24 protein-coding genes are annotated in these 24,732 nt (G+C 60.8%); 11 read left to right on the forward strand and 13 right to left on the reverse strand.

The genetic code is table 11. From position 1 onward, the window contains the following. Positions 1 to 25: 25 nt before the first annotated feature. The 8 genes from RCCGE510_RS25440 to RCCGE510_RS25475 all read right to left on the reverse strand — a co-directional run bounded on the left by RCCGE510_RS25440 (position 26) and on the right by RCCGE510_RS25475 (position 9,267). A complete protein-coding gene (locus RCCGE510_RS25440) occupies positions 26 to 1,306 on the reverse strand; it encodes a BatD family protein (RefSeq protein ID WP_007634754.1) in 1,281 nt (426 codons plus the stop codon). Further along, positions 1,303 to 2,787 (reverse strand): VWA domain-containing protein, encoded by a 1,485-nt coding sequence (locus RCCGE510_RS25445; RefSeq protein ID WP_007634756.1) that lies wholly within the window; start codon positions 2,785 to 2,787, stop codon positions 1,303 to 1,305. Before RCCGE510_RS25445 ends, RCCGE510_RS25440 begins: the two co-directional genes overlap by 4 nt. Then, positions 2,784 to 3,773, reverse strand: a complete 990-nt coding sequence (locus RCCGE510_RS25450) for a VWA domain-containing protein (RefSeq protein ID WP_037079926.1) — start codon at positions 3,771 to 3,773, stop codon at positions 2,784 to 2,786. The genes RCCGE510_RS25445 and RCCGE510_RS25450 overlap by 4 nt, the downstream gene beginning before the upstream one ends. After that, positions 3,766 to 4,284 (reverse strand): DUF4381 domain-containing protein, encoded by a 519-nt coding sequence (locus RCCGE510_RS25455; RefSeq protein ID WP_007634758.1) that lies wholly within the window; start codon positions 4,282 to 4,284, stop codon positions 3,766 to 3,768. The genes RCCGE510_RS25450 and RCCGE510_RS25455 overlap by 8 nt, the downstream gene beginning before the upstream one ends. Further along, positions 4,284 to 5,222 carry a DUF58 domain-containing protein gene (locus tag RCCGE510_RS25460; RefSeq protein ID WP_007634759.1) on the reverse strand — a complete coding sequence of 313 codons (939 nt, stop codon included), beginning with the start codon at positions 5,220 to 5,222 and terminating at the stop codon, positions 4,284 to 4,286. Before RCCGE510_RS25460 ends, RCCGE510_RS25455 begins: the two co-directional genes overlap by 1 nt. 9 nt (positions 5,223 to 5,231) lie before the next feature. Then, positions 5,232 to 6,209: a MoxR family ATPase gene (locus RCCGE510_RS25465; protein ID WP_007634760.1), complete on the reverse strand. Its 978-nt coding sequence runs from the start codon at positions 6,207 to 6,209 to the stop codon at positions 5,232 to 5,234. A gap of 64 nt (positions 6,210 to 6,273) precedes the next feature. Continuing rightward, positions 6,274 to 7,902, reverse strand: coding sequence for an arylsulfatase (locus RCCGE510_RS25470; protein ID WP_007634761.1), 1,629 nt, complete (start codon positions 7,900 to 7,902; stop codon positions 6,274 to 6,276). Between the two features lie 159 nt (positions 7,903 to 8,061). Next, complete coding sequence (locus RCCGE510_RS25475) at positions 8,062 to 9,267, reverse strand: alpha/beta hydrolase (protein ID WP_007634762.1); 1,206 nt, start codon at positions 9,265 to 9,267, stop codon at positions 8,062 to 8,064. Positions 9,268 to 9,459: 192 nt separating this feature from the next. Here RCCGE510_RS25475 and RCCGE510_RS25480 point away from each other — a divergent pair, with 192 nt between their 5' ends. Continuing rightward, positions 9,460 to 10,827, forward strand: a complete 1,368-nt coding sequence (locus RCCGE510_RS25480; RefSeq protein ID WP_240539694.1) for a DUF1254 domain-containing protein — start codon at positions 9,460 to 9,462, stop codon at positions 10,825 to 10,827. A gap of 155 nt (positions 10,828 to 10,982) precedes the next feature. Further along, on the forward strand, positions 10,983 to 11,408 hold the full coding sequence (locus tag RCCGE510_RS25485) for a type II toxin-antitoxin system VapC family toxin (protein WP_007634764.1): 426 nt from the start codon (positions 10,983 to 10,985) through the stop codon (positions 11,406 to 11,408). A 13-nt stretch (positions 11,409 to 11,421) separates the two neighbouring features. Here the strand turns inward: RCCGE510_RS25485 and RCCGE510_RS25490 are convergent, their stop codons facing one another. Genes RCCGE510_RS25490 through RCCGE510_RS25505 form a run of 4 tightly spaced genes read right to left on the reverse strand, consistent with a single transcriptional unit; the run spans position 11,422 to position 16,424 of the window. Next, positions 11,422 to 13,785, reverse strand: coding sequence for a hypothetical protein (locus RCCGE510_RS25490; RefSeq protein ID WP_240539695.1), 2,364 nt, complete (start codon positions 13,783 to 13,785; stop codon positions 11,422 to 11,424). Between the two features lie 33 nt (positions 13,786 to 13,818). Next, positions 13,819 to 14,589, reverse strand: a complete 771-nt coding sequence (locus RCCGE510_RS25495; protein ID WP_007634766.1) for an ABC transporter permease — start codon at positions 14,587 to 14,589, stop codon at positions 13,819 to 13,821. 10 nt (positions 14,590 to 14,599) lie between these two features. After that, on the reverse strand, positions 14,600 to 15,595 hold the full coding sequence (locus tag RCCGE510_RS25500) for an ABC transporter substrate-binding protein (protein ID WP_007634767.1): 996 nt from the start codon (positions 15,593 to 15,595) through the stop codon (positions 14,600 to 14,602). A gap of 13 nt (positions 15,596 to 15,608) precedes the next feature. Further along, on the reverse strand, positions 15,609 to 16,424 hold the full coding sequence (locus tag RCCGE510_RS25505) for an ABC transporter ATP-binding protein (protein ID WP_037079686.1): 816 nt from the start codon (positions 16,422 to 16,424) through the stop codon (positions 15,609 to 15,611). 155 nt (positions 16,425 to 16,579) lie between these two features. Here RCCGE510_RS25505 and RCCGE510_RS25510 point away from each other — a divergent pair, with 155 nt between their 5' ends. From RCCGE510_RS25510 to RCCGE510_RS25525, 4 genes are all read left to right on the forward strand, one after another. Next, complete coding sequence (locus RCCGE510_RS25510) at positions 16,580 to 17,299, forward strand: GntR family transcriptional regulator (protein ID WP_007634769.1); 720 nt, start codon at positions 16,580 to 16,582, stop codon at positions 17,297 to 17,299. Positions 17,300 to 17,645: 346 nt separating this feature from the next. Next, a complete protein-coding gene (locus RCCGE510_RS33745; protein ID WP_081525790.1) occupies positions 17,646 to 18,299 on the forward strand; it encodes a transcriptional regulator in 654 nt (217 codons plus the stop codon). A gap of 128 nt (positions 18,300 to 18,427) precedes the next feature. Then, positions 18,428 to 18,976 (forward strand): hypothetical protein, encoded by a 549-nt coding sequence (locus RCCGE510_RS25520; protein ID WP_007634771.1) that lies wholly within the window; start codon positions 18,428 to 18,430, stop codon positions 18,974 to 18,976. A gap of 95 nt (positions 18,977 to 19,071) precedes the next feature. Next, complete coding sequence (locus RCCGE510_RS25525) at positions 19,072 to 19,743, forward strand: hypothetical protein (protein WP_157179936.1); 672 nt, start codon at positions 19,072 to 19,074, stop codon at positions 19,741 to 19,743. Positions 19,744 to 19,761: 18 nt separating this feature from the next. Here RCCGE510_RS25525 and RCCGE510_RS25530 read toward each other — a convergent pair whose 3' ends face one another. Next, a complete protein-coding gene (locus tag RCCGE510_RS25530) occupies positions 19,762 to 20,598 on the reverse strand; it encodes a sugar phosphate isomerase/epimerase (protein ID WP_007634773.1) in 837 nt (278 codons plus the stop codon). A 121-nt stretch (positions 20,599 to 20,719) separates the two neighbouring features. Between RCCGE510_RS25530 and RCCGE510_RS25535 the strand changes: the two genes are divergently transcribed. The 5 genes from RCCGE510_RS25535 (at position 20,720) to RCCGE510_RS25555 (ending at position 24,716) form a co-directional block, all read left to right on the forward strand. After that, positions 20,720 to 21,304 carry a DJ-1/PfpI family protein gene (locus tag RCCGE510_RS25535; protein ID WP_007634774.1) on the forward strand — a complete coding sequence of 195 codons (585 nt, stop codon included), beginning with the start codon at positions 20,720 to 20,722 and terminating at the stop codon, positions 21,302 to 21,304. 10 nt (positions 21,305 to 21,314) lie between these two features. Then, positions 21,315 to 22,232 carry an ROK family protein gene (locus RCCGE510_RS25540; protein WP_157179938.1) on the forward strand — a complete coding sequence of 306 codons (918 nt, stop codon included), beginning with the start codon at positions 21,315 to 21,317 and terminating at the stop codon, positions 22,230 to 22,232. Further along, the gene (locus RCCGE510_RS25545) at positions 22,229 to 22,816 is read left to right on the forward strand and encodes an SIS domain-containing protein (protein WP_007634776.1); all 588 of its coding nucleotides are present in this window, start codon (positions 22,229 to 22,231) and stop codon (positions 22,814 to 22,816) included. The genes RCCGE510_RS25540 and RCCGE510_RS25545 overlap by 4 nt, the downstream gene beginning before the upstream one ends. A 157-nt stretch (positions 22,817 to 22,973) precedes the next feature. Beyond that, positions 22,974 to 23,882, forward strand: coding sequence for a shikimate dehydrogenase (locus RCCGE510_RS25550; protein ID WP_240539684.1), 909 nt, complete (start codon positions 22,974 to 22,976; stop codon positions 23,880 to 23,882). A 54-nt stretch (positions 23,883 to 23,936) separates the two neighbouring features. Continuing rightward, positions 23,937 to 24,716, forward strand: a complete 780-nt coding sequence (locus tag RCCGE510_RS25555) for an IclR family transcriptional regulator (protein WP_007634780.1) — start codon at positions 23,937 to 23,939, stop codon at positions 24,714 to 24,716. The last annotated feature ends 16 nt before the right edge of the window (positions 24,717 to 24,732 follow it).

Consider the following 24,732-nt stretch of genomic DNA (forward strand, 5'->3'; position numbering starts at 1 on the left):
AGGATTCACTCAAGTGGAAGGCATGTTACGGTAACGTCGGCCGTAACAACGGCGGATTCAGCGGCGGCAGGGCGTCACGGTGCGAGGGTTGATGTGGCGACGCGGTTAGAGCGATCCGGGCGAGGGCTCTCCTGTCGACGACATCGTCGCCACCACCGAATAACGAGCGCTCGAGTTTTATGACCTCCGCCGCGACTGTTGCGGGCTGCGTCTTCGACCATGCGGACAGCGTCGCAAAATTCCATTCCCGGCTCCAGGCGTGCAGTGCGGCATACACTGTCGCGGCATCGCCCGAACGTATCATTCTCTGGAGTTGGCGCAGGCGATGTCCTGGCGAGGCGAGGTAAGCGTGTTGAATGGCTTTGGCGAGCGCCACCACTCGATGACGGTTCCACCACCCGAACAGCAGCAGTGCGGTCACGCTGAAGGTTGAAGCGATGATCGCCAAATCTGCCTGAGGCCCTGCATATTTCGCCTCCACGGAAGTGGTGGGGATGCCAGAACCGCGCTCGCTTTTCGAGACGTGGAACCTGATGGCGGGAAGGGTCGCTGCGGCTGGAGAATGGCCATCGACGTCGAACCATGGATACGACACTTCCGGAAGATCGAAGTCTCCGCCTGCCTGAGCGGTATAGACGATTGTATCCGTCCGTCTGCTGACCGTCTCGCCCCGTTCAGCCGGAACGCCGTCCTCGAGCTTCGCCGGCTTCGTGTACTGCTTGAGGCCGAAGGGCAGTCCGACATTCACGGGCGGCATGGCAAGCGACTGCGTCTCGGCGGCGGTGATAACCACCGTACGGACGACCGCGTCGCCAGCTCTCAGAGACGCCGGATCCCGATCAAACGACTGTCTCAGTTCCAGTCCGCTCGCGGCGAAGACGACGTCCTGCTGCGTCGTTGCTGCAACATCGAACGACAAGGGGGAGGTGACAACATTTGCTTTCGCCGGAACGCCTTCGTTCGACCAGCCTAGGGGGATCCTGATTGCCGGAATCGTGAAGGATCCAGATTGCTCGGGAACGACCGCGTATACCTTGCGAATGCCTGAATACTGAACGCCGCCAACTGTCTGCACGACGTTCTGAGCGCGCTCGCTCGAGAAGGTCACCAGAGCGTCGGGCACCTCGAACAGCGGAAACTGCGGCGGGGAAGTAAAGAAGTCGGGAGCGAACACCTCAACGACGACTGCGATCTGCTGGCCGGGAACGTACTGCGTTGTCTCGGCTAAGCTGGCCCGCCCGAAAGGCTCCGCTGCAAACGCAACGATCGGCGAGGCGAGCCATAATAGAATTCCCAACGCCCTCACGGAGAACGCCCTCCCGCCTCGATCGCGAATTTCCTCGCCATCAGATCGGCCGGGCTGACAACGATGTTCTTCACCCACATCTCGGATGTCTGTTCGGCGACGTTCACTTCTCCGGCCTTTCCTTTCTTGCCCTTGTCGTCGAAGCGGACGTCGTCGGGTTTTTCATTCGGCTCCTGCGGCTGGTCTTCGTCGTCCTGCTGCTGTTTTAGCAGCCTTTTTGCAATGGCGAGGTTGGCGTCGGCCTCCGCCCAGTCCGGTCTGGCCCGGAGGCTGTTTTCATATGCGGTGATCGCGTCTTCGAAGTTTTCCAAACGGAGGAGGGCATTGCCTCTATCGAACTGTGCCTCCGGAGTGGTCGGGACCGCGAAGGACTCGGCCGCCTCCTTGATGCGACCGGCCCGGTAAAGCGCGACACCCTTCCACATAGGATCGCGAAACAGATCTGCTGCGGACGCATAGTCGCCGCGCTCGAAGGCAAGTCGCCCCTGCTGGTCGGGCGTCAGCCACATATCCCGCCACCCGGCAGCCTCGGCAGCTGTGGGTGAAAGCAAATGGGCGGCCAACAGAAGGACGGAGAGCTTGACGACCCAGCCACGCCTAAACGAAAACGCAAAAAGAATGCTTACCGGGAAAAGCAGATACCAACCGGCGTCGCGCCATCTGTTTCCCTGCGACGCCGCGGACGAGAAGTTCGTACGGACCTGCCGCGCTATCCAATCGACATCCGCCTCGTCTGATGTGACCGTGGCGACCGCGGCTCCCGTCTTGGCACCGGCCGTCTTGAGCGCGTCGAGGTCGAGGCCGCCTGCCTGCGTGCCGATGCCGAGAACGACCAGCCCGGCCTTCGTCCCTGCCAGCGCCGGCACCGCGCCCGTCTCGACGCCATCAGTCAACAACAGGATGGTTCCCGGTGCGCCATCGCTCTGCAGCAAGCCCGCCGCCGTCTTGACCGCAGCCGCGGTGTCCTTGCCGGGCTTCGGCATGATCGCGATCGCAAGTGCATCCGTGTAGGTCTCGATGAGATCGGCGTCGTCGGTCAGCGGCACCACGAGATGCGCCGTTCCGGCATAGGCAATGACGGCCGTGCGGGCGCCGGGCCGGCTGGCGAGGATGTCGTGGATCTTCAATTTGGCGCGCTCGAGCCTGCTCGGGCTTACGTCTTTTGCGTCCATCGTCTTCGAGAGATCGACGGCAATGACAAGCGACGCTGTGTCGGAAACGAAGGGCGGAGGTTCTCGTTGCCATGTCGGACCGGAAAGACCAAGTACCGCAACGGTCAGAATGGCGGCGAGCAACCAGGACGGCCACGCGCGGATGCGGGCCTCTGGTTCGACGATGAGGTGGCCAAGCAGGTGATCAGCGATCATGCCCTTCCACTGGCCTTTGAGATCCTGCGAGCGGAAACTAAGCCACAAGACGAGAGCCGGAGCCAGCAGTGCCAAAAGCCACCACGGCCTGAGAAAGTGGAAATCTCCGATCATGCGGGCACCCTCCTGCGGATCATAGAGAGAAACCCCGCCGTTCCATGCCAGACGACCAGCAGGGCCACAGCGGCGGCCAGCGGCCATTGGAACAGGGTAGCCCGTGGCCGCCAGGACGTCGTCTTCTGGTCTTCGGGCGTAATCTCGTCGAGCGTCTTGTAGATCCCTGCAAGTTGATCGGCGTCGCCGCCGAAGAAATAGCGGCCGCCTGTCTTCGTGGCGATCTCCTGCAGCGTTGAGGCGTCGAGCTTATCCTCTCCCGTCGCCTCCGGGTCGCCGATGCCGACGGTGTGAACGACGATGCCCTTGGTCGCGGCGATCTCGGCGGCTTTCAAGGGCGGCATCTTGCTGGCCGTGTCGTTTCCATCGGTCAGCACGACAAGCACCTTTTCCGGAACCGTCGTCTTCTCGAACATGCGGATCGCCAGTCCCAAAGTGTCGCCCATCGCGGTACGCGGCCCGGCCATACCGGGGAGAAGGCCGTCGATCATGTCGCGTACCAGAGCGTGGTCCAACGTGAAGGGAGCAAGCGGGTATGGCGCATCGCCGAAAACGACGAGGCCGATACGGTCTCCCGGACGTCTCGCGACGAAATCCGACACGACCGCCCGCACCGCGTCGACCCGCGCCTCAATCTCGCCGCCCGACAGACGAAAATCCTTTGTCTCCATGGATTGTGACAGGTCGAGCGCAAGCAGGATGTCTCGTTGCGGCTCGTTTTTCTCGATCGGCGGTTCGACCAGCTCCGGCCGCGCCAGGGCAAGGACGACGAGGCACCATGCGGCTCCTTCCACCAAAGTCTGCGGCAAGGCGCGACGGGATACCACCGAGCCCGCCGAAGGCGTCACGCCCGCGGCTTCGGCGACCTTGTCGAAGAACGGCAGCCGGATCGATGCCGATGTCTCGCGATGGGCGGGCAGAACCCACCAGACGATCAACGGGACCGGGAGGGCCAGCAGCAGCCACGGGAAGGCGAGTTCATACATGGTGGCCGCCGATCCATCGCCGCGCATCTTCCGCGAGATCGTCTCCGAGGTCGTCAGGCAGCCGTTCGAGGAATGTTGCGTCGCGGTATTCGATGTCGTCGGCCATCTCGGAAAGGAGCGGCCGGCCACCGGGGCGGCCGTGCTCGGTCAGGAAGTTCGACCATTCATTGCCGGACAGTCTGGCCACCTTTTCCCGGCCCCATGTTTTGATCGCGACGCGCTTCAGAAGAACGCCGAGATCTTGAAGGGCAGCTTGCCTGGAGGTCGCCGAGCGGAGCCGTTGTTCGATCCCATCAAGAAGCTTCAATGCCTCCCGCCGGTAGGCGTTGCGTCGATAGCGCAAGATGGCGAACGCTACCCAGGTCGCCAGCGCCAAAACAGCGACGGATGCCGCCGCCAGCCATCCCCACGTCTGCGGGAGCCACGACACGGGTGACGGTAGGACGATGTCCTTCATCGTACGAAGAGCAGTCGCCGTCATTGGATCGAGAGATGGCGCGTCGGTCTCCATCAGCGTCGCCTCTGTTGCCAGGCGGACTGCTCGAGCAGGCGGCGAAGCTGCGGTGCAGTTTCCTCGGCAGCGGATATCGGCAGCATCGGAAGGCCGAGCTCCTTTTGCCAGGTGTGCAGTTCTCTGCCCCGACTCCGGGCGAAGGCGTCGATCGAGTCTCTGACGGAATTTCTGCCAAGAGAAAGCTCTGCTTGAAGCCCGCCGCCGCTCACCACCATGTCGCCGCTCTTCGGCAATTCCAGCAGAAAAGGATCGTAGATCAGCAGGCAGAGAACGTCGTTCGTCGCAGTAAGCCGCAGCAGCAGGTCGCGGGTCGTCTCGCTATGGCCGTCGAAATCCGTAACGACGATGACCAAATGGTCGTGATGGGCGATGTTGGCGACCTTTTGCAAGGCGTCATCCAGTGCCGCGGGCGAGGGCACACCTGAATAGGCGGAAAGCGATGCGTTTCGCTCGGCGATCCGGTCGGCCAGTGCGATCACGGCATTGCGGCTGCGATGCGGCTTGAGCTCATCCATGCCTTTGTCGCCGAAAACGAAACCGCCTACCCGATCGCCGGATCCCAGAATGCGCCAGGCGCAGAGCATCGCCGCCTCTGCCGCCGCGACCGACTTCATCGAGCGCCGGCTGCCGAAGAACATGTTAATGCGCTGGTCGACGACGATCAGTGCCGGACGCTCCTTCTCTTCGGAATAGACGCGGACAACGGGTCTCGCGGTGCGCGCCGTGACGCGCCAGTCGATCGAGCGGATATCGTCGCCCGGAAGATAATCGCGCAGTTCCTCGAACGTCAGTCCGCGCCCGCGCATTGCGGAATTCATCCGTCCTGCGAGCTGCTCGTGGCTGCGCGCCTTCTGTACGAAGCTCAGGTCACGGGCTCGGGCCTCGAGAGCGACGAGCTGTTCTGTCGAAACATAGACGCCGTCTCGCGCAGGCATGCCCCCTCCTTACGAGACCGCCACCAGATCGGTGATCCTTTCGATCACCTGATCCGGCGTCGTGTTCGATGCATGGGCGTCGTAGGTGAGAATAAGACGGTGTCGAAACACCCCGTGAACGATCGCTTTCACGTCGTCGGGCGTGACGTAGTCGCGGCCCTTCAGCCAGGCGTAGGATCTGGAGACCTTGTCGAGCCCGATCATCCCGCGCGGGCTTGCACCCACCTGCAGCAGTTTCGCGAGATCCTTGTCGTAGCGGTCGGGATACCTTGTCGCGAAGACGAGGGCCACCATGTATTTCTCGACGGGATCGGAGACGGTGACGGTGCCGATCTCCTTGCGGGCATCGAACACCGCCTGCGGATCGAGCTTCGGCGGAGGCGATGCTTTCGTGCTGCTATGAGCCTCGTTCTCCTCGTCGCGGTTGAGGCGCATGATCAAGGCTTCCGAGGTCTCGTCGGGGTAGCCGACTTCGACATGCATCAGGAATCGGTCAAGCTGTGCCTCGGGCAGGGGATAAATCCCCTCCTGCTCGATAGGGTTTTGCGTTGCCATCACCATGAAGAGGTCGGGCAGGGGATAGCTCTTTCCGCCGACCGTGACCTGCCGCTCCTCCATGGCTTCAAGGAGCGCCGACTGCACCTTTGCTGGTGCCCGGTTGATCTCGTCGGCCAGGATCAGGTTGGCGAAGATCGGGCCCTGCTGGAACTTGAATTCGCCCTTGCCGCCTTCGGAGAAATAGATTTCCGAGCCGGTGATGTCGGCAGGCAGCAGGTCGGGAGTGAACTGGACACGGGAGAGTTGGGAATCCAGGTTTTTGGCAAGGCTCTTGATGGCACGGGTCTTCGCAAGGCCGGGCAGTCCCTCGACCAGCAGGTGGCCATTCGCAAGCAGGCCAAGCAGGAGACGTTCGACCATCTGATCCTGGCCGATGATCGATTGGCCGATGCGCTTGCCCAGCGCAATAATGTCATCTCGTGCGGTCATGATGGTTCCGATGGATCGAGAAAAGCGGAGACGCGCAACGCGATGCGCGTCTCCTTCGTGCCTGTCACTTCTCGATACCGCGATCCTTGAAGGACTGGTCGATCGCCTTGTCCACCTGAGCGCGGACGCCTTCCACGTTGAAGCTGGCGACCCGCTGGCTCGGCGGATACTTGACGAAAGTTTCCAGGAAGCTGGCTGCCTTCAATTGTCCCTTGACCAGCAGATAGTCGTTGCGAACCAGCCAGTCATTATATTGGTCGGAGACGACGTCAGCCCGCTCGTAAGGGTCCATGCGCAGGTTGAAAAGCTTCGGAAGACGCCAGGTGACTAGCGGCGTCTGCCAGACTGCGAAGCCGCCCACCGCGGGCTGTTCCTTGAACACCACCTTCCAGTCGTCATAGCGAATGCCGACAAGATCGCCGTCGTCGTCGAAGTAATAGAAGTCGCTGCGTGCGCTCTTGTCGGACTTGCCCGTCAGGTAGTCGAGTTGGTTGTAGCCGTCGAGATGGTCCTTGAAGGTGCTGCTGCTGCCGGACGGCTGCCAACCGTTCAAAAGACGCGTTTTGACGTCTGCGTCGCCGGCTGCCGCAAGCAAGGTCGGGAACCAGTCGAGGCCCGAGACCATGCCGTTGACTATCTGGCCGGGTGCAATGTGGCCGGGCCACCTAACCATGGCGGGGACGCGGAACGCGCCTTCCCAGTTGGTGTCCTTTTCGCTACGGAACGGCGTCGTTGCCGCGTCGGGCCATGAGAACTGGTTCGGCCCGTTGTCGGTGCTGTAGACGACGATGGTATTCTCCGCGATACCGAGGTCATCGAGAGCCTTGAGCAGCTTGCCGACGTCGCCATCATGCTCGATCATGCCATCGGCATATTCGTTGCCCGGCATGCCGCTTTGTCCTTTCATGGAATCACGCACATGAGTGAAGACGTGCATGCGCGTCGTGTTCATCCATGTGAAGAACGGCTTGTTCTGCTTTGCCTGCCGCCCCATGAAGTCGATCGCGGCGGCAGTCGTCTCGTCGTCGATCGTCTCCATCCGCTTCTTCGTCAGCGGTCCGGTATCCTCGACCTTGCCGTCGGCGGAAGCCTTGATCACGCCACGTGGGTTATAGGCCTTGAGGAACTCTGCGTCGTCCTTCGGCCAGTAGGGAGCTTCCGGCTCCTCTTCGGCATTGAGATGGTAGAGGTTGCCGAAGAATTCGTCGAAGCCGTGGTTGGTCGGCAGGTATTCGTCGCGGTCACCGAGATGATTCTTGCCAAATTGCCCAGTCGCGTAGCCGAGAGGTTTGAGCGCCTGAGCGATCGTCATGTCGCCAGGCTGCAGGCCGACGGCGACGCCCGGCGCGCCGACCTTGCAGAGGCCGGTGCGCAGGCAGGTCTGGCCGGTGATGAACGTCGAGCGGCCCGCCGTGCAAGAATTCTCGGCATAGTAATCCGTGAACATCATGCCAGCCTTGGCGATGCTGTCGATGTTCGGCGTCTTGTAGCCAACCACGCCCATCGAATAGGCGCTGATATTCGTCTGGCCGACGTCGTCGCCGAAGATGACCAGTATGTTCGGCCTAGCAGTCGCTGGCGCGGCCGGCGTGGCCTGCTGAGCGGACGCCGCGAACGGAACCAGGGCGGTCGAGGCAAGCGCGATCGCGGCGGCGGCGGTCGCCCTGAGGATCGTCTCGTGAAGCCGCTTCATGGCCGGCCTCCGCAAATCTCGATATTGCACGGCATCGCACTCTCCTTCGGTTTTGACAGGAAACGGGCAGTCTTCGCGAGTGTCGTCAGGAACCATCCAATGGGAAGTACGATACGGTAACGGAGGGCGTAACATGGGGTTACATCGGACCCTTGGCCCTCAATTAGACAGTGCCTTGGGATCCGCGCCGCTGTGGAGTGTCTCGTCGACCCCGGACGGCGGCGGCCTCTTTTCCAATGCGGCGACGGGAGCGGTGACCGCAGTCGCTGCAACGGTTCCGATCGTTCGCACGGTTCCACCGACCACCGCCGTCACGCCTTCGCCGAGCGAGATGTTCGGATCGGTCAGAGGCTGTCCCGTCATGAGGCGCTGGCCGATAAGCTGCACGATTTGCGGGCTTTCAGCGAATTTTCCATGATGCAGCCCGTCTCCCGCCTTGACCTTCGTCAGGTCGATCGCAGCGATCCCGGCTTTTTCCAGCCGCGAGCGATATGGTTCCGCAGACGGGTCGATCGCGCCAAGCCGCGACACGTTTCCGGTGATGAAGCTGGAGGCGGCGAGCGCCCGGTCGTCCTGCGAGACGAAGATCGTCAGCTTCGGCGCCGGCTTGCCCATTTCGGCGAACTGCTTGGCGAACACCTGGATGTCGATGTCTGGGGAGGCGAGAATGACGTCCCTGATCTTCGCGTTTACATGGCCGTCGCGAATGCCCATCTGGCGTAGCGACTCCATCGCCAGCCAAGTTCCCATCGAGTGCGCAAGGATGGTGATGTCCTTGACGTTCGGATCCTGTGCAAGCACGCGGAGCGCTTGCTCGAGCGCCGTGCGGGAATAGTTGGTGCTTTCCTTGTCGTATTCATATCCGGTGAGCTGCGCCCGCGACGGCCAGGTGAAGAGTATGGGCGTCGCCTGCATTCCGCTGTCGTTGACGATCTGGGCCAGCCGGAAGACGGCGTCTTCGTAGCGATTGTTGAAGCCATGCACGAATACCAGCGCATGGCCGCCTTCGATATGCTGACGAAACCAGGCACGGCCCTCGGCGAGTGTGTCGATCTGACGAACGCGCGTGACCGCGAACTCCGTTTTTGGGTCGGCGGGCACGCGTTTCGGCCACTGGACCGTTCCGGCCTGACGTTTCTCCGGGATCGAGACGGCGACGTCCGTCAGATAAGGCTTCGGGCTGCGTTCGCCGTTGAACAACGTCGCCGGGTCGCCGGACGGCTGCCTCGTGGTTGCCACCAGCATGTCGACCTGCTTCGTCCCGGCGCTTGCGGCCGCTTGCGGAACCGGGGCCATGACACCGACGGCATGCCCGCAGCCTCCCAGCAACGGAAGCGCGGCTAAAAGAAATCGAAGGATGCGCATCGAAGCTCCATCGCTGTTGCCACGACACCCTAGATGCTGACGCGCCTCCACCCCAGCCATGTTACGGTTACATTCGCCAAACGGCCCGTTCGTTACCGTAACGTACTTCAGTTCTTCGGCATCGACGCTATCGTCCGCTCGACAATCGGAGAGTTGACGATGAAGCTGTTCGCTACGCTGACACTGATCGCGATGACGAGCCTTCCCGTATTGGCGGCGGAGCCGTCGCATGTTCTTGACCGCGAGATCGAACGCAAGGCCGTTCAGGCTGCGGTCTGGGGCATGCCCGCCGTCAACTACGACCTGATGCGCCAGGAGATGCTCGACAAGACCCCCGGCAAGGTCGGGCAGGTCATCTATTGGGGCAGGCCTCTCGACTGGCATAACCAGACGCTGACGCCCAATCCCGACGCCCTGTACTTCATGGTCTTCTTCACGACCAAGGACGGCCCGGTCGTCCTCGAGCTCCCGCCGGCCGAGGCAAAGGCCTCCTTCAACGGCAACATCGTCACCGCCTGGCAGCTTCCGCTTGAGGACGCGGGCCTGCTCGGAATCGATGCGGGCAAGGGCGGCAAGTTTCTCGTTTTGCCCCCGGATTACAAGGACACGGTGCCAGAAGGCTACATCCCGCTTCGATCAGAGGTCAATGGCGGCTACATGCTGTTCCGTTCCAACCTGACAAGCCACGGCGACGCCGACGTGAAGGCGTCTATCGAGTATGGCAAGAAGCTCAAGGTCTATCCGCTGTCGCAGGCTGCCAGCCCGCCGGAGACCACCTTCACCGACGTGAAGGACGTGCTCTTCGATTCGACCATCAAGTGGGACGCTAGCCTGTTCAAGCACCTCGATCGCGTCGTGCAGGAAGAACCCTGGATCGCTCGAGACCGGATTATGATCGACCAGTTGAAGACGCTGGGCATAGAAAAGGGCAAGCCATTCAAGCCCGACGCGCACGTCGAGAAGCTGCTCGCAGAAGGCGTTAGGGAGGCGAGGGCGCTGCTTGAAGCGAAATACGACGCTGGCTTCCCGCCATTCTTCTCCGATACCAGCCGCTGGACCTTTCCGACCTATCCCGACCTGATCACGGCGGCAAAGGCCGACTTCAACGAACCGGACGCCTACCCCGTCGATCACCGCGGCGTCGCCTACAGCTACGCGTATATCGGTATCAAGCGGCTCGGTGCAGGGCAGTTCTATTCGATCTCCATTCGAGACAAGGACGGCGACGCGTTCGACGGGGCCAGGAACTACCGCCTAAACGTCCCCGCCAACGTCCCCGTGCAGCAGTACTGGTCGGTCACCGCCTACGACCGTGAGACGCACGCGCTGATCAAGAACGTCGATCGCGCCAGCCGTTCGTCACAGATCCCGGAACTCGCCAAGAATGCCGACGGCTCGATCGACCTCTATTTCGGACCCCGGGTGCCGAAGGGCAAGGACACCAACTGGGTGCCGACCGACCCGAAGCGGAAGTTCGAACTGATGTTCCGCGCCTATGGCCCGACCAAGGACTTCTTCGACAAGAAATGGGTGCTTTCCGACGTCCTGAAAGCGAGGTGACCGGCGCCAACCTTCATCCGTCCTGGGACTGATCGCGCTCGCGGTCACCATGGGCTGCGGACGCTGGGTGACATGCTGGCAGCGCCAGCTGTAGAAGACGTTGACTTGCCGCTCCCGCCGCGCACCTTACATGCCCAGCCGGTCGGCCTATCTTGATGATGTTGCTCGATATCAATGTCGTGTCCGAACTGCGCAAGGTCGCAAGCGGCGAGGCTGATCCCAATGTCGTGGTCTGGAATGAAACCGTCGATCCGGCCCAGACCTTCATTTCATCCGTCGTCCTGCACAAACTGGAGATTGCCGTTCGGCTGGTGGAGCACAATGATGCCGTCGCCGGGCAGGTGCTTCGGAACTGGCTGGAAAATGCCGTTCTCACTGCGTTTTCCGGTCGCATTTTGCCTCTGGACGAGGCGGCGGCCGTTCAAGCGGCCCAATGGCATGTGCCTAATCCCAAACCGATCAACGACGCCTATATTGCGGCGACGGCCTTTACTCGCCGCATGACGCTGGTCACGCGCAACGCAAAAGATTTCGAAGGCATGGGAGTTGCGCTCGTGAATCCGTGGAATCTTCCGACATAGCATTCGGCATCAACTACCGAGGTTTCAAGAACAATGGAGACGTCCAGATCCGGGATTGGTCCCGCTGGCGCGCCGTTATGAACAACGGATGGTCGCGTTCCGGATCGAGCGCCAGTTCCTGCAGCGAGATCTCACCACCAAGATCCCTCGGCAGCGGTCGGTCTGTAACCCTTTCCACGATAAGACGCAGCTCGACGCCCGGCAGATCGAGTGTAACCGAGCCCTTCGCAATCAGATCCTTCCCACTGACCTCAAGCCTTGCTTCGGGGGCATGCACATGCGGTGGCGGCTGAAGCGGGTCGCCGATCTTGCTGTAGCCATGAAGGTCGGCGGCAATCGTGATGTGAGCGTCGTTTAGGTCGGATAGCGTGAGCTCGATCCCGTCGACATCGCCGTGTGTTGCCGTTCTAAAGCCGAGTTTGCCGAGGCCGGTGCGCCACACGCTCTGTTCGGGGTGGTCAAAGCCGACCCCACGCACGTCAAGGAGCGCCGCGCCGGTCACGGCAACCTCACCGCTCCAATAGGCAGCCCGATACCGATCCTTGATGCGTGCGCCGCCGAAGCGGATGCGTAAGCTCCGTTCGCTCAGACCGGCTTCCGCATGAAGGTTACGTCGCCACACCACGCGGTCGCCGTCATAGAGCTCGACCTCTTCCCAGCCGGCGTGGCCAAGCAGGCGATAGGAGAGCGGCGTCTCCGGTTCGACATCGAATACTTCGCCCATGAAATGCTGTCCTTGCCATAGGGCGGCGAAGCTGCGCTCGCCGGTCGTGGCGAATGTGCGCCGCGCCCTCAGCGCACTGCCGACGCCGGCACGGTCGAAACGATCGGCGATCACACCGGTCAGCCCGCCACGCGAGCCGAACGTTCCGGTTCCCGGTGCGCCGCCGCCGCACCGGCCCTGGTGCTCGTCGCTGGCCGCCGACGCGCCGACCCTGTATCCGCGCGCGAGCGCCTCGGTGTAGAGCCAATGGAATTGTCCCCAGGCGGAGCCAATCTCGATGAGCCGTTCCAGTTCCGGATGGTTCCAATCCAGAATGCAGCGCCGGCCGCCCACATGTGGGATCAGCAAATGGCCCTCTGGGTCGTCTTCATAGGCGGCATGAAGCCGGTCTACAGGCCAGGTGCCGGGCCGAATTGTTCCCGCCGTCGTCTCGTTCCATTCGAAAGAGCGCACGGAGCGGCCCGCTTCATCAAAGGGAAACCGGGGTTTGCCGTCACGAAGGAAAACGACGTTACGATCGCCTCCGGCCGCTGAGTTGCCGCACCACTCGGTGCCCGGATAACAGACGAAACGATCGGTCTCGTTGAGACCATGGATAATTTCCACGGCCTTGTCCCAATTCGCTTCGGTGATGTTGAAATCGTTGACGGTGTAGCCCACCACATCGAGCCCGGCGATGTCGCGTCCATAGGTGAGGTTGTAAGTCGCGTCGTTGGTGCCGACGGTGTCATCGGAATGAACGTGCAGATCCGCGTAGAGAGCGCGTGAGGCGCCTTCTTCGCTTTGCACATAGGCGACAGTTGGGGCGACAGTGGAGGCGACGGCGGGTTCGCCATTCAGTCGTGCTTCCAGCTTCCATTCGCCGGCCTGGGCAAATGATAGACCGGAGACCCGGGCGAACGTCCAGTCCCGGTCTGCGAAAGGAAAAATTTCCGTCCGCTGCGTTCCATCCGGGGCAGTGACAACGAGCGTGCCTGCCAGATTGCGATCACGGCAAGTATTGCCCCATATGTCGTCGACACGCACGATCGCGTCAAAGCTTTCGCCGGGGCTGACAAGGCGCGGTGCGATCAGTTGAAGCGCATTCGCCGCGCCCGGAACGATCTCGAGTTTGCTGTCACCCGGCACTTCGGCAAATTTCGAGCTGCCCAAGGGATCTATGAACAGACGGAAACGAAACGCCTTTTCCACGAACGTCTGCACACGCGTGCCGGCACCCCCTTGGCGCCGGTCACCAAGACGGATGATGATCCTGTCGCCGGGATTGAGATAGCCGTCGACAACATCGATGATTATGGCCTTCTGGAAGGGGCGCTCGTGTCCCTTTTGGTCGAAACGCACCTTCAGCGCCTGCACCGTCGCCGGGCTTTGGCCGGGGATCAGCAGGCCAGCGTGATATTCTGCGGAAACGTAGTTGGCGCCCTTCGGGTCCGTCGTCTGGAACAGTGCCCAGTCGGAATAGAACTTGAAGGCGAGCTTCAGCCACGCGCCGTCGGCAAGGCCGACAGCCCCGACCTCATAGACGAGTTCCAATTCGGTCCATTCGCCGGCAGTCAGCGTTTGTCTCTCACAGGTGAGACGGCCGAGAAAGGGAAGCGTGTCGAAGTAGGCGGCCAGGCCCGTTGGGGAGCGTACGGCGGTTTGGGGCGTCATGTGCAGCAAAATCTCTGTCATGGGAGAGGTCCGTTATTGTCCGCGCCAGCCTTCGTAGCGGCGCTCTATCCGTTGAAATACGAGGCTCTCCATGAGCCACGCCGTCAGTCCGATCAGCGTGATGCCGAGAAGCACCTGCGCCGAATTGCCGACCTGCCCACCCATTGCGACCATCCAGCCGATCCCTTGGGAGGCGCCGATCATCTCAGCCGCCACCAGCGCGCGCCATACCTGGGCAAAGCCGATACGCAAAGCGGCGGTCAGGAAGGGGAGCGAGGCAGGAAAATACACATAAGCCAGCAGTTGAAACCGTTTGGCGCCCAAGATACGCGCCGCGCGTACCTCCCCACTGCCGATCGACAGCACGCCTTCCTGAATCGTCACCGCCATCGGAAAGGCCGACGCGATGAAGATGACAACGGCGATCGAGAGATATCCGAGGCCGAAGAAGATCAGCGACAGCGGCGCCCAAGCGATTGGTGGGATCGCCATGAACAGAGCAAGCAGCGGCTGGGCGAACTCACGGAACGGCCGCCAGAGTCCGGCAGACACGCCGATGAGCAGGGCCGCCAGGATCGCCGCGCCGAAGCCGCCGAACTCACGTAACAAGCTTGCCAGAAGCTGGCGGCCGAGTTCACCGGACTGGATCCACCGCAGTCCCTCGGCTGCCACGTCCCAGGGCTGTGGCAGCACGTAAGAGGGAACCCTGCTGGCAGCGAGGCACCACACGGCAAGCAGGAAGGGAAGCGCCGCCCAGCGCCATGACGGCCGCGGGAAATGCCGCCACGCTGTCGATTTCTTCATCGATCGGATCTCACCGCTGAGCGGCCGCTTTGGCGGCAAAACTGTCGTCAATGATGTCGTCGACATTCAATGGCTTGTTGAGAATGCCGAGATCGACGGAGTAATTGATGAGCCGCTGAATGAAGGCGCGGTCGGATGGCTCGATCTCGGCGGACCAGCCAAGGCGTTTCCTGGCCTCTGCGACGATCACTTCTGGCGGAACGACGCTTCCATCGGCAGCCTTCACGGATTCCAGCTTGAAACTGCGGGCGATGATCCGATTGGCCTCTTCGGGTTGCTCACGGAGAAAGGCGATGGCCTTGGCATTGGCCCGCAGCAATTTGACGAGATCGTCCGGACGCTGCTTCAGCGTTTTTGCAGGTGCTGCCACGACATACCATGGATAACCGGGCAGGGCGCCGTTCACGTCGAAGACGACACGGCCTGCGCCGCGAAGCACCGACTGGCTGATGAAGGGCTCCCATGAAAAGGCGGCATCCACGACCCCGGTATCAAGCGCGGCGTTCATGTTGCCGACGGGCATCTGCGACAATTGAAGGTCGGCGTCCGGGTTGAGCCCGGCAGTCTCCTTCAGCACGAAACCGCGCAGCAGCACGTCCATGCCGCTTCCTCTGTTGACGCCAGCGAGCTTCTTGCCTTTGAGGTCTGAGAGCGCTTGAATGGAGCCATCGGCCTTCGCGATCAGGGCCGCCTGACCATAGTTCACTTTGGCGATGATCTTCGCCTCGAGCCCGCGCGCGGCCCATTGATAGACGGGCGGGGCGCCGATATAGGCCACGTCGATTTCCCCTCCCGCTACGGCCTGCTGAATGACGGGTCCGTCGCCGAACCCCTTGAGCTCGACGTTCAAGCCCTCTTCCCTGAAGTAGCCCTTTTCCTCGGCGATGAGGACAGGCGCATTTGCCATGGCCTGGACCCAGCCGATGCGAAGCGGCTGCGCCTCCTGCGCATGGACGGGCCAGACGGCAGCAAGTGCCAGAAAAGCTGCAGGTAGGATGCGTTTCATCGAATGGTCCCCTTCAGATAACACGTTGATTGCTGGTCATGACCGCGGCGATTTGCTCAGCGAGCCGCTCGCGCAGTTGCGCAAACAAAGGATTGGCTCGCGTGCCCCGCTGGTTGCGAGGACGCGGCAAACCGATTGTCACTTCGGCCGTGATGCCGGCCGATGGCAGACCGAGGACAAGGACCCGGTCCGCGAGATAGATCGCTTCATCGATGTCATGCGTGATGAACAGGACCGTCTGGCCCAGGCTCGACCAGATGCGCAGCAGTTCGTCGTTGAGGGCTGAGCGTGTCATGGCGTCAAGTGCTGCGAACGGTTCGTCCATGAGCAGCAGACGCGGCTCAAGCGCCAGCGATCGCGCAAGCGAAACGCGTTGACGCTGGCCGCCCGACAAACGGTGAGGCAGTTCTTCCGCGTGTTCTTCGAGGCCGACAAGCCGCAGAAAAAGGAGGGCGGTGGCCCTTTGCTCCTGCGGGGATCCCTTGCCGTTCATCCGAAGGCCGAAGCGAACATTTTCCAGTACGCTCAGCCAGGGGAAAAGATTGGGCGATTGGAAGACATATCCGAGTGTCGAATGCTCCGGCGCAACCGGCGCGCCGTCTATCGTGATGTGGCCCACTTGCGGCCGCAGGAAGCCGGACAACAGATTGAGCAATGTCGACTTGCCGCAGCCGGAGGGACCTAGCACCGCGACAAATTCTCCTGGGCGTGCTTCCAGGGAGAAGTGTTCGAATATGCTGCGTCCGCTTTCGGGATAAGCGAAACCCATGCCACTTACCGAGAAGGTGGCGCCGGATGAAGGCTCCGGGGCAAGAGAGATCGATACCATTTTGCGCTCGAGCGACTGAGGTTGGAATTGCCTCAATTTTTAATACATTATAATACAGGTTATCAAAGTGCGGTCTTCCCCTGTCCGGCGGCAGAAGAGAACGCTATTCCAAAGCCGCAGCGGTCCGTGGTCTTTTTAACCCTGATGGAAATGAGATGAGCCTGATACGCAATAACCCGGTGGCGATGTACCTGCAGATTGCCGATCGGCTTCGCCGCGAGATCGCCGAAAGAAGATACGAGCCCTCCGGGCGACTGCCATCGGAATCGCAGATCATGACGCGCTTCGACGTCAGCCGTGTCACTGTTCGCCTCGCCCTCGAGCAGCTCGACAAGGATGGGCTGATCGAGCGCAGGAAAGGCAAGGGCACCTTCGTGGCGGGCAAGCAGGTCCGCCACCAGATCGATACGCTGCGCAGCTTTCACGAGTCGCTGAAAGTACAGGGATTCGATGCCACGATGCGGATCGTCGAGCTGACCGCGATTGAAACGCCATCGGCCTTCGTCTCGTTGTTCGGGGCAAGATGCGCGCTGTTGGAGCGCCTTCACATGGTGGACGACGAGCCTATCGCTTTAGGCCGAAGCCTACTGCCCGTCGCCATGTCCGAACTGGTGTTGGAAACGGTCGAACAACAGCCGACTTATGCACTTCTTAAAGACAAGGCGGGTGCCGATATTGCCTCCGCCGAAATCGCGATAGGCGCGCGCGCAGTCCCGCCTAGAATTTCGTCGTTGATCGGCGCTGATGCGAATGCGGTTTTGCTCGTCCTTGAACGGACCTCATATTTCGATCATGGCGCCTGCGCCGAATGGTCGGAGTTCTTCATCCGGCCCGAGCGATACAAGTTTGTCCTCGGCAATCGAATGTCCGCCTGAGCATCGGTCCTCACCTCGTTGTGGCCTGTCAAGTAGGCCGGCATCAGGTTGATCAGGCTCTTGACGGTCTCAGTTCTTCAGCGATTTAACCAAAGACAACCACAGCTTCTCGCTTTTGTTTAAGGTCGACCGGTAGTGATCGCCGTCGTAGCTACCTGGTTGTGACGAGGGGCTTCTTCAAGGCATCTCGCAGCCTTATGCATTCCGGCCATAACCACGTTCGGTTAGTCACACTCGGAATTGTGCGCAGGATCGTAGGTGGGTATAGAGGGGTAGGCCGGTAATCCTTATTCCGCATGTACCAGCATATCACCAAACCATCCCGTGTATTCAAGGGCTTCTTATATTGAAAAAAGTGCAGCGCAGTTTTGCCGTCGAGTACAAAACCGGCAGGCGAAAACTCGATTCCAGCTCGAACTCGATCTGGGGCAACATGGATTTAAAGTCTGTCGCTCGCGACCTAACAGAAGAGGCAATGCCGTATCTGTCAGATAGCTCTCCGAGTGGCAAATCGGAACCAGATCAGGCCGAGCCGTTGTTGACTCCGCCTCTCGGCGCGTCAACAACTGCATCAGATACACAGGAGATGAGCATGGCCGACGAAACTGCTACGATAGTCAAAGCCGATGTACCGACCGTTGCCGAAACCCCCATTGCGCCGAAGAAACAGCGTAAACCCCGCACCAAGAAAGTCGCGGCACTCGAGACCGCGCCAGCTGTCGCAACGGCAGAGCCAGCAGTTGCTCAGGTCGGCGCCGGTGGTGGGAAGAGGAGGGGGCCCAAGGCAAAGGTGGTCGAAGCTGTGTCCAGTGCCAAACGTGCACCTGTGCGCCGTGCTCCGAAGTCTGTGCAGGCAGCCCCGGCCGCGCCCATGACGGCGATCGATGAAATGTCGGATCTCTTGCAGCTGGAAGAGGAAAATCAGCGACTGCGCAAGCTTCTGGCCGAAAAACTTCGCGCTGAAAATGCCGATCTGCGCAAACGGCTCAAGCTCGATTGATATAAGCAGCCGGTCAATCACCGGCCGCATTTCTATGCTTATCGAGACGAACACTTTGGCGGCGGTGATGCTGTTGCCGGACTTAGAACTCGCAGCCTGCTTGCGGGATAAAGCGCGAGGTCGGATAGATGGCGTCTCCCTGGAAATTTCTTGCCCGACTGATCTCACCGCGACGCGAACAAAAGAGAGAAAGCGGCTCGACCGAGAGGGTTGCGCCGGGCGCGTTGCCTATTGCCGGTCCGACTGACGCGCCTGCCGAGGAGAGTGTGAATAGCGCTGATCGACCGGCAAGCGAAGAGCTGCATCGTCAAAATCAATCTGCCGCAATTTCTGCAGAGCCCGTACGTTCCGAAACAGCCGAAAGCGATCGTCACGATAAGGTCGACGGCGAAGACGCCAAAATCGTCGAGCCCGCTGCTTCAGCTTTATTGGGCGGTACTGCTGATGCCGCCACCGCTGCGCATGCGAAGATCGAGCGAGCTGTCGAGGTCGCACCGCGCAAGCAAAGAAGTCGCAGCAAGGAAGCGGTAGCGGTTGCGAACTTTTCCCAGGTTATCCACATAGCAGACGAGATGAACCTCGATGAAGAGATCAGGGTGCTCAGGGGTCAGCTAGCCAGAAAGCTAAAGCTGCAAAACGCGCAGTTAAGGAAAATGCTGGAGCGGTTTGAACGGTGACCGTGTCGCGTGCCGACCAAGCGAAGCCGGAATGCAGTTGTAACGCATAAAAAATGGAAAGGAACATGAGTATGAGTCTTGTGGGAACCGGCGCCGTGGCGATCTGGCATGACATCGCCCCGGAGGGACGCGATGATTTCTACGCCTGGCATGGCGAGGAACATATGCCGGAGCGCGCCGACATACCCGGATTCATCCGGGGCCGCCGATATGTCGCCACGCGCGCCGGATTGGAATTTTTCAACCTTTATGAAACATCGTCACCCGAAGTCCTGAAGGGCTCCGACTACCTTTCCCGCCTCAATTCTCCGACGCCATGGACCACGGCTACGGTGAAGCATTTCCGCAACGTTGCGCGGTCTCTTTGTCGGGTCGAGTACACATCTAGTCATGGCGAAGGCGGGTTGATCGCGACATTGCGTTACGATGTGCCTCAGGCGTCGGCTGTCGATCATCTGACGCATATGAAGAATGTGATCCTGCCCAGCCTATCGCGTCAACCGGGCATCGCTGGGCTTCATCTGCTGGTTGCCGATGTCGGCGCGAGCGCGATCAGGACCGAAGAACAGAAGCATCGCGCCGAGGCCAATCGTATCCCGGCATGGGTTTTGCTCGTGGAAGGCTGGGGCGACGAACGGCCGTTCGAAGCGTGGTCCGACGCGACGCTGTCAGCGAATTTTTGGAGCGAAGCGGGAGCAACTGGCCCCGCCGATATTGGTTTTTATAGGCTTCAAAACGTCCGAACTGCCGTCAGCCGGGAGCCTTGATCGGAAATACCTGCTCGATCATCGATCGGGCGACACGTCACACTCAGAAGCATGTGCGGTGATTATTTTCTTTGCCGCCAACAATGCCCGTCGCGCCAGCTCCTCCGCCCCGAAACGTTCCATCATTGAGGTCGAGGGAACCTCGATGCCGATCACGGCATTGGCGGGAATAGCCGTGATGACCGGCTGGAAATCGATTTCCCCATCACCCGGCAAGAGGCGGTTGAAGCGCGCCGTGTGAAGGCGTTCTTCGTCACCGCCGCCCGCATATTTCAGAGCATCGCAGACATGAATATAATCCAGCCCGCCCGCGAGGCTGGAAAGCTCCTGCGCCGTTCCGCCCACACGGTCGAGATGGAGCGTATCGAGCAAAACACGCGCGTTTGGCTGCTGGCTGCTCTCGATCATCCGGCGTGCTTCCATTGGTGTTCTGATCACACTCCAAGGGATGAACTCCAGGTGAACCATCAGGCCGAATCCGGCCGCCGCTTCGCACAGAGCCGCGAAATTGTCGGCCACGCGTTCGGGATCCGGATCGTAGCATGATGCGAGCACCGTACGCGCCCCGAGGTCGGCCCCTGCCTGAAACAGCGGGAGGTAATCGTCCAGAGCCGTTGTCGTGTTCAAGCTGATCGACTCGATGTCGAAGACGCGCATTCCGGTATCGGCAAGGCGAGCACGCGTGTCGCGCATCAGCGCCCTATTACTCATCAGCGGATAAGCGATGCCACCAGGGCCTGACGGCAGAAGGCGCAGACCGATAAAATCATATCCCACTCGTGCGGCGATATCGACTGCGGCGGGTGGCGCAATCTGCAGCAGCATCAAATGCGAAAGCGAAAAGGTGAGGCTCAACGACTCTCTCCGGATCCAGGTCCAGCCCCAACGGCCGGATTTGAGGTTGACAAGTATCACACACTCAAGCATTTTGGAACAGTGTTCCAATTAGCGCGAGATAGAAAAAGGAAGACGCAGCATGCAGCACAAAGTTCTGATCATCATTGGCGATGCCACCGAGACGGTAGACACGCTTTACCCTGTCCTGCGCGTTCAGGAGGAGGGCTTTCAAGCCGTCGTGGCCGGTCCCGAAAAGCGGCGGTACAACATGGTCATGCATGAACATACGGAAGGCTGGGACATCACGCGGGAATGGGAAGGCTATAAGATCGACGCCGACATCGCCTTCCGCGATATCGACCCGTCGCAGTACGCTGGGATCTTTTTCAGCGGTGGGCGCGCACCGGAATACATTCGGGAAGATCCGGACCTTATTCGCGTTACCCAATATTTCTTCGAACACAACAAGCCGATTGCCAGTGTTTGCCACGGGGTCGAGATTCCGGCGCGGGCGGGTTGCGTTAAGGATCGTCGCATGAGCTGCGTTCCCAAATGCCGGTTCGACCTTGAAGTCTGCGGCGGCATTTACGACGAGGGCCCAATCTGCGTCGATGGCAACCTCGTCAGCGCGATGTTCTGGAACCACCACCACCTCTATATGAAGACCTGGATCGGCCTCTTGGAAGCTGAGCGCGAGAAGATGCGGCAGCGTGATGCAGCCTGAAGCGCCCCCCTTGGCGATTGCTGCAGCCGTGGACTTCGGCGGCACCAAGCTCGCCATTGGCTTCGTTGACGAGGCGGGGCGGGTCCTGGCGAGCACAAGGTTCGCCACGCCGGATGGCGGGCCTGCTGAGGTGGCCAGGGCTGCGGCCGACGAGCTTGCGACAATAGCGGCGCGTTTAGGGCTCGATCTGCTTTCGCTGGCCGGGGTGGGCGCCACGGTGCCCGGGCTTGCCGACACGGAAAACGGCGTGCTTCGCTTTGCGCCGACGCAGGGCTGGCGCGATGTGCCCTTCGCTCAAATGTTGTCGGATGCCGTAGGGCTTCCTGCATTCATTGCCAATGATGTCAACGCCTGCGCCTTGGCGGAACAGCGCTTCGGTGTCGCAAAGGGGTGCGCGAACTTCCTGTGGGTCACAGTGTCGACCGGCATCGGAGGTGCGCTGGTCCTGAACGGGCGATTGTTCGAAGGGCCTCGCGCGCTTGCCGGTGAGATCGGGCACATGGCCGTTGCCATCCCCGGCCCGCCCTGCGGTTGCGGCCGTGACGGCTGCCTACAGGCGGTGGCGTCCGGGACCGCAATTCTCAAGGCGGCGATCAAAAGCGGCCTTGAGGTTTCAAGTGGGCGCGACGTGTTCGACAAGGCTCTCGCGGGAGACACGCGAGCCGTCGAAATTGTCGACTCGGTGCATGTCCATATTGGACGTGCGCTTTCACATGCGGCCAACCTGCTCGACCTTGACATGATTGTCATCGGTGGCGGGGTGGCCGAGAGCCTTGATACCCGCAGGCTGCAAAGGGAAGTTTTGGCGCACGCAATCACTTTGCCCGAACACGCCCCTCCAGTTCTGCGAACAACTCTACGGGCAGAAGCAGCGCTGATCGGCGCGGGGCTTCTGGTATTTTCTAAGCAACGAAGAGAAGCGATATGAAACCGAACACCTATGTAACCGCCGTTCAGGATGCCCTGGGACAGACGGATTTCTCCGGGCTCGACCAGGCGGCAGAGGTTCTAAAAACCGCATTCCGCGAAGGACGCCAGGTCTTCGTCTTCGGAAACGGAGCATCAGCCGCTCTTGCAAGCCACATGGCGACCGATGCCGGCAAACTGCTGATTGCCGACGATGGAGCGGGGGGGCGTAAGCGGCTTCGAATCCTGAGTCTCAACGACAATAGCGCCTGGCTGACGGCCATCGGCAACGATATCGGCTACGATCGGGTGTTCACCGAGCAGCTGGCCAATTACCTTCGCCCGGACGACGTCGTTATCGGGATCAGTGGCTCGGGCGGTTCGCCGAACGTGCTGCACGCGCTGGAATTCGCGAAATCGCGCGGCGCCACGCTCGTCGGTTTTACCAGCGCGCGTCCGTCGGCGGAGAAAATAGCGGACCTGTGCGATGTCTGCCTGCGCGCGCCGCTCGAGATGATGGAGCAGATCGAGGATCTCCACGTCATCTATCACCACATTATCGTGCGTTGCGTCTACGATGCGATCACAGGACAAGCGGAAGCCTGACACGAGTGCCTACCGCATCGTCCGGCGGAAGACAGCGCCCCTTCGGGGTAAGCCAACCCGGCGTTTGGGGCGCCGCCCCCTCGGGCTACTTCCAACATCCCGCGACGCGTCGGTTTCCGCTTCACGACTCCGATAACGATGAAAAATGGAGGCCTCCGTGGACACGCCAGAAAAAACTACGTCGCATCCAATCCCCGCGCTGGATATCGACGGGGCAACTCGGTTGCTGTTTCTGATCGGTGATCCAATCTCATCGGTCCGCTCCCCGGCACTGTTCAACAGCCTGTTCGAGGAATCAAAAACGAACGCCGTCTGCATTCCCCTTTGCGTCTCAGCCGAGAATCTCGAGGGATTTTGGTCGGGCGTCCGCCAGACTGGAAACCTGGCCGGCCTGCTCGTTACGATGCCGCACAAGCGGCTCATGGCCAGTCGTGTCGATGATCTCGATCCGACCGCGCAGCAAGTCGGCGCGATCAATGTTGCCAGGCGCGAGGCGAACGGCCGCTGGCGCGGGGCGATTTTCGATGGCTGGGGTTGCGTTTTGGGCATGCTGTGGGAGGGGAACGATCCCACCGGCAAGCGCATCCTTCTCGTCGGGTGCGGGGGCGCAGGAAGCGCGATAGGATTTGCGCTGGCGCAGATGAATCCAGCGCGGCTTGCGATATTCGATCTCGATACGACGGTGGCTGGACGTGTCGCGGCGCAAATTTCGGCTGCCTTTCCACTTTGCCCGGTTACGGTCAGCGAACCCGATCCTACCGGCTTCGACATTGTCATCAATGCCACGCCGCTCGGCATGAACCCCGGGGATCCGTTTCCGGTCGACGTCGAGCGCTTACGTCCGGGGATGGCTGTTGTCGACGTGGTGACCAAGCCAGATCCGACGGCGTTCGGTTTAGCGGCGCGGGAGCGCGGTTGCCGCACGCAATCGGGGCGGGCGATGCATGAGGGACAAGCTGTGTATGCTGCCGCTTTTTTTGGACAGCGGTACTGGCCCCCCCACCGCGAGAAGGTGGTGCCACCCGGTCCGGCGGAAGACATCAGTCCGCAGCGACATGAACATTGACACAGGTACCTCTAATGCGTATTCTGGAACAGTGTTCCAAATGGATGGATAACAATGTCGCAATTGGTAATAGATCGGCTTTTGGACGTCGTTGAACTTCTCGTCGAGCATCCGCACGGCATATCGTTGAGCGAAATCAGCCGCCGTTGCGACATTCCGAAGGGAGCGGCACACCGATTGGTGACGTCAATGGTCGAGCGCGGCTATCTGGAGCAGGATGCCAGCAGCGAGTGGTATCGGCTTACCTTGAAAACCTCAGGCCTCGGCTTTCGGTTTCTTGCGGAATCGGGCCTGACCGACGTCACTCAACCTATTCTCAACCGTCTGGGCCAGCAGACAAAGGAGCTCTCCCGTCTTGCGGTCGTCCAGGGGCAGTCCCTGATGTGGGTTGCGAAGGCTCAGGGCTCTCCTTTAGCGCTCCGCTATGATCCCGATATCGGGACGCCGGTCGTGTTGCACGCGACGGCAGTAGGTCGAGCCTGGCTATCTACCTTGGACGAAGAGGAAGCACTCGGGATTGTCTTGAAGGCAGGCTTCGAGGTTCCGGCGCGCTTCAATCGAAATGTCATCACCAACGCGGCGGATTTGCGAGCAGAACTCGCCGCAACGCGCCGTAGGGGCTACGGCCTCGCTATTGAAGAGGGTGAGGTCAATACCGTCGCTTTCGCAGTCCCTGTGACAGTTCCCAATGGGAAGAGCGTCGGGACGCTCAGCATCGCCGGACCGATCATGCGTTTGAGCGCTGATCGTTATGAAGAAATCGCGGACAGCTTGAAGAAATCAGCACGCGAGTTGGCCCAAATCTGGCCGCTGCGCCAGTTCGTGGGTGCCTGAATGTAGTTTCTATCGT

The sequence above is a fragment of the Rhizobium sp. CCGE 510 genome (assembly GCF_000292525.1).
Lineage (GTDB): Bacteria > Pseudomonadota > Alphaproteobacteria > Rhizobiales > Rhizobiaceae > Rhizobium.

Coding starts and splice junctions, on each gene's coding strand:
- RCCGE510_RS25445 (WP_007634756.1), bottom strand. CDS start 2,787: ATGATCGGAGATTTCCACTTTCTCAGGCCGTGGTGGCTTTTGGCACTG.
- RCCGE510_RS25450 (WP_037079926.1), bottom strand. CDS start 3,773: ATGTATGAACTCGCCTTCCCGTGGCTGCTGCTGGCCCTCCCGGTCCCG.
- RCCGE510_RS25455 (WP_007634758.1), bottom strand. CDS start 4,284: ATGGAGACCGACGCGCCATCTCTCGATCCAATGACGGCGACTGCTCTT.
- RCCGE510_RS25460 (WP_007634759.1), bottom strand. CDS start 5,222: ATGCCTGCGCGAGACGGCGTCTATGTTTCGACAGAACAGCTCGTCGCT.
- RCCGE510_RS25465 (WP_007634760.1), bottom strand. CDS start 6,209: ATGACCGCACGAGATGACATTATTGCGCTGGGCAAGCGCATCGGCCAA.
- RCCGE510_RS25470 (WP_007634761.1), bottom strand. CDS start 7,902: ATGAAGCGGCTTCACGAGACGATCCTCAGGGCGACCGCCGCCGCCGCG.
- RCCGE510_RS25475 (WP_007634762.1), bottom strand. CDS start 9,267: ATGCGCATCCTTCGATTTCTTTTAGCCGCGCTTCCGTTGCTGGGAGGC.
- RCCGE510_RS25480 (WP_240539694.1), top strand. CDS start 9,460: ATGACGAGCCTTCCCGTATTGGCGGCGGAGCCGTCGCATGTTCTTGAC.
- RCCGE510_RS25485 (WP_007634764.1), top strand. CDS start 10,983: ATGATGTTGCTCGATATCAATGTCGTGTCCGAACTGCGCAAGGTCGCA.
- RCCGE510_RS25490 (WP_240539695.1), bottom strand. CDS start 13,785: ATGACGCCCCAAACCGCCGTACGCTCCCCAACGGGCCTGGCCGCCTAC.
- RCCGE510_RS25495 (WP_007634766.1), bottom strand. CDS start 14,589: ATGAAGAAATCGACAGCGTGGCGGCATTTCCCGCGGCCGTCATGGCGC.
- RCCGE510_RS25500 (WP_007634767.1), bottom strand. CDS start 15,595: ATGAAACGCATCCTACCTGCAGCTTTTCTGGCACTTGCTGCCGTCTGG.
- RCCGE510_RS25505 (WP_037079686.1), bottom strand. CDS start 16,424: ATGGTATCGATCTCTCTTGCCCCGGAGCCTTCATCCGGCGCCACCTTC.
- RCCGE510_RS25510 (WP_007634769.1), top strand. CDS start 16,580: ATGAGCCTGATACGCAATAACCCGGTGGCGATGTACCTGCAGATTGCC.
- RCCGE510_RS25520 (WP_007634771.1), top strand. CDS start 18,428: ATGGCGTCTCCCTGGAAATTTCTTGCCCGACTGATCTCACCGCGACGC.
- RCCGE510_RS25535 (WP_007634774.1), top strand. CDS start 20,720: ATGCAGCACAAAGTTCTGATCATCATTGGCGATGCCACCGAGACGGTA.
- RCCGE510_RS25545 (WP_007634776.1), top strand. CDS start 22,229: ATGAAACCGAACACCTATGTAACCGCCGTTCAGGATGCCCTGGGACAG.
- RCCGE510_RS25555 (WP_007634780.1), top strand. CDS start 23,937: ATGTCGCAATTGGTAATAGATCGGCTTTTGGACGTCGTTGAACTTCTC.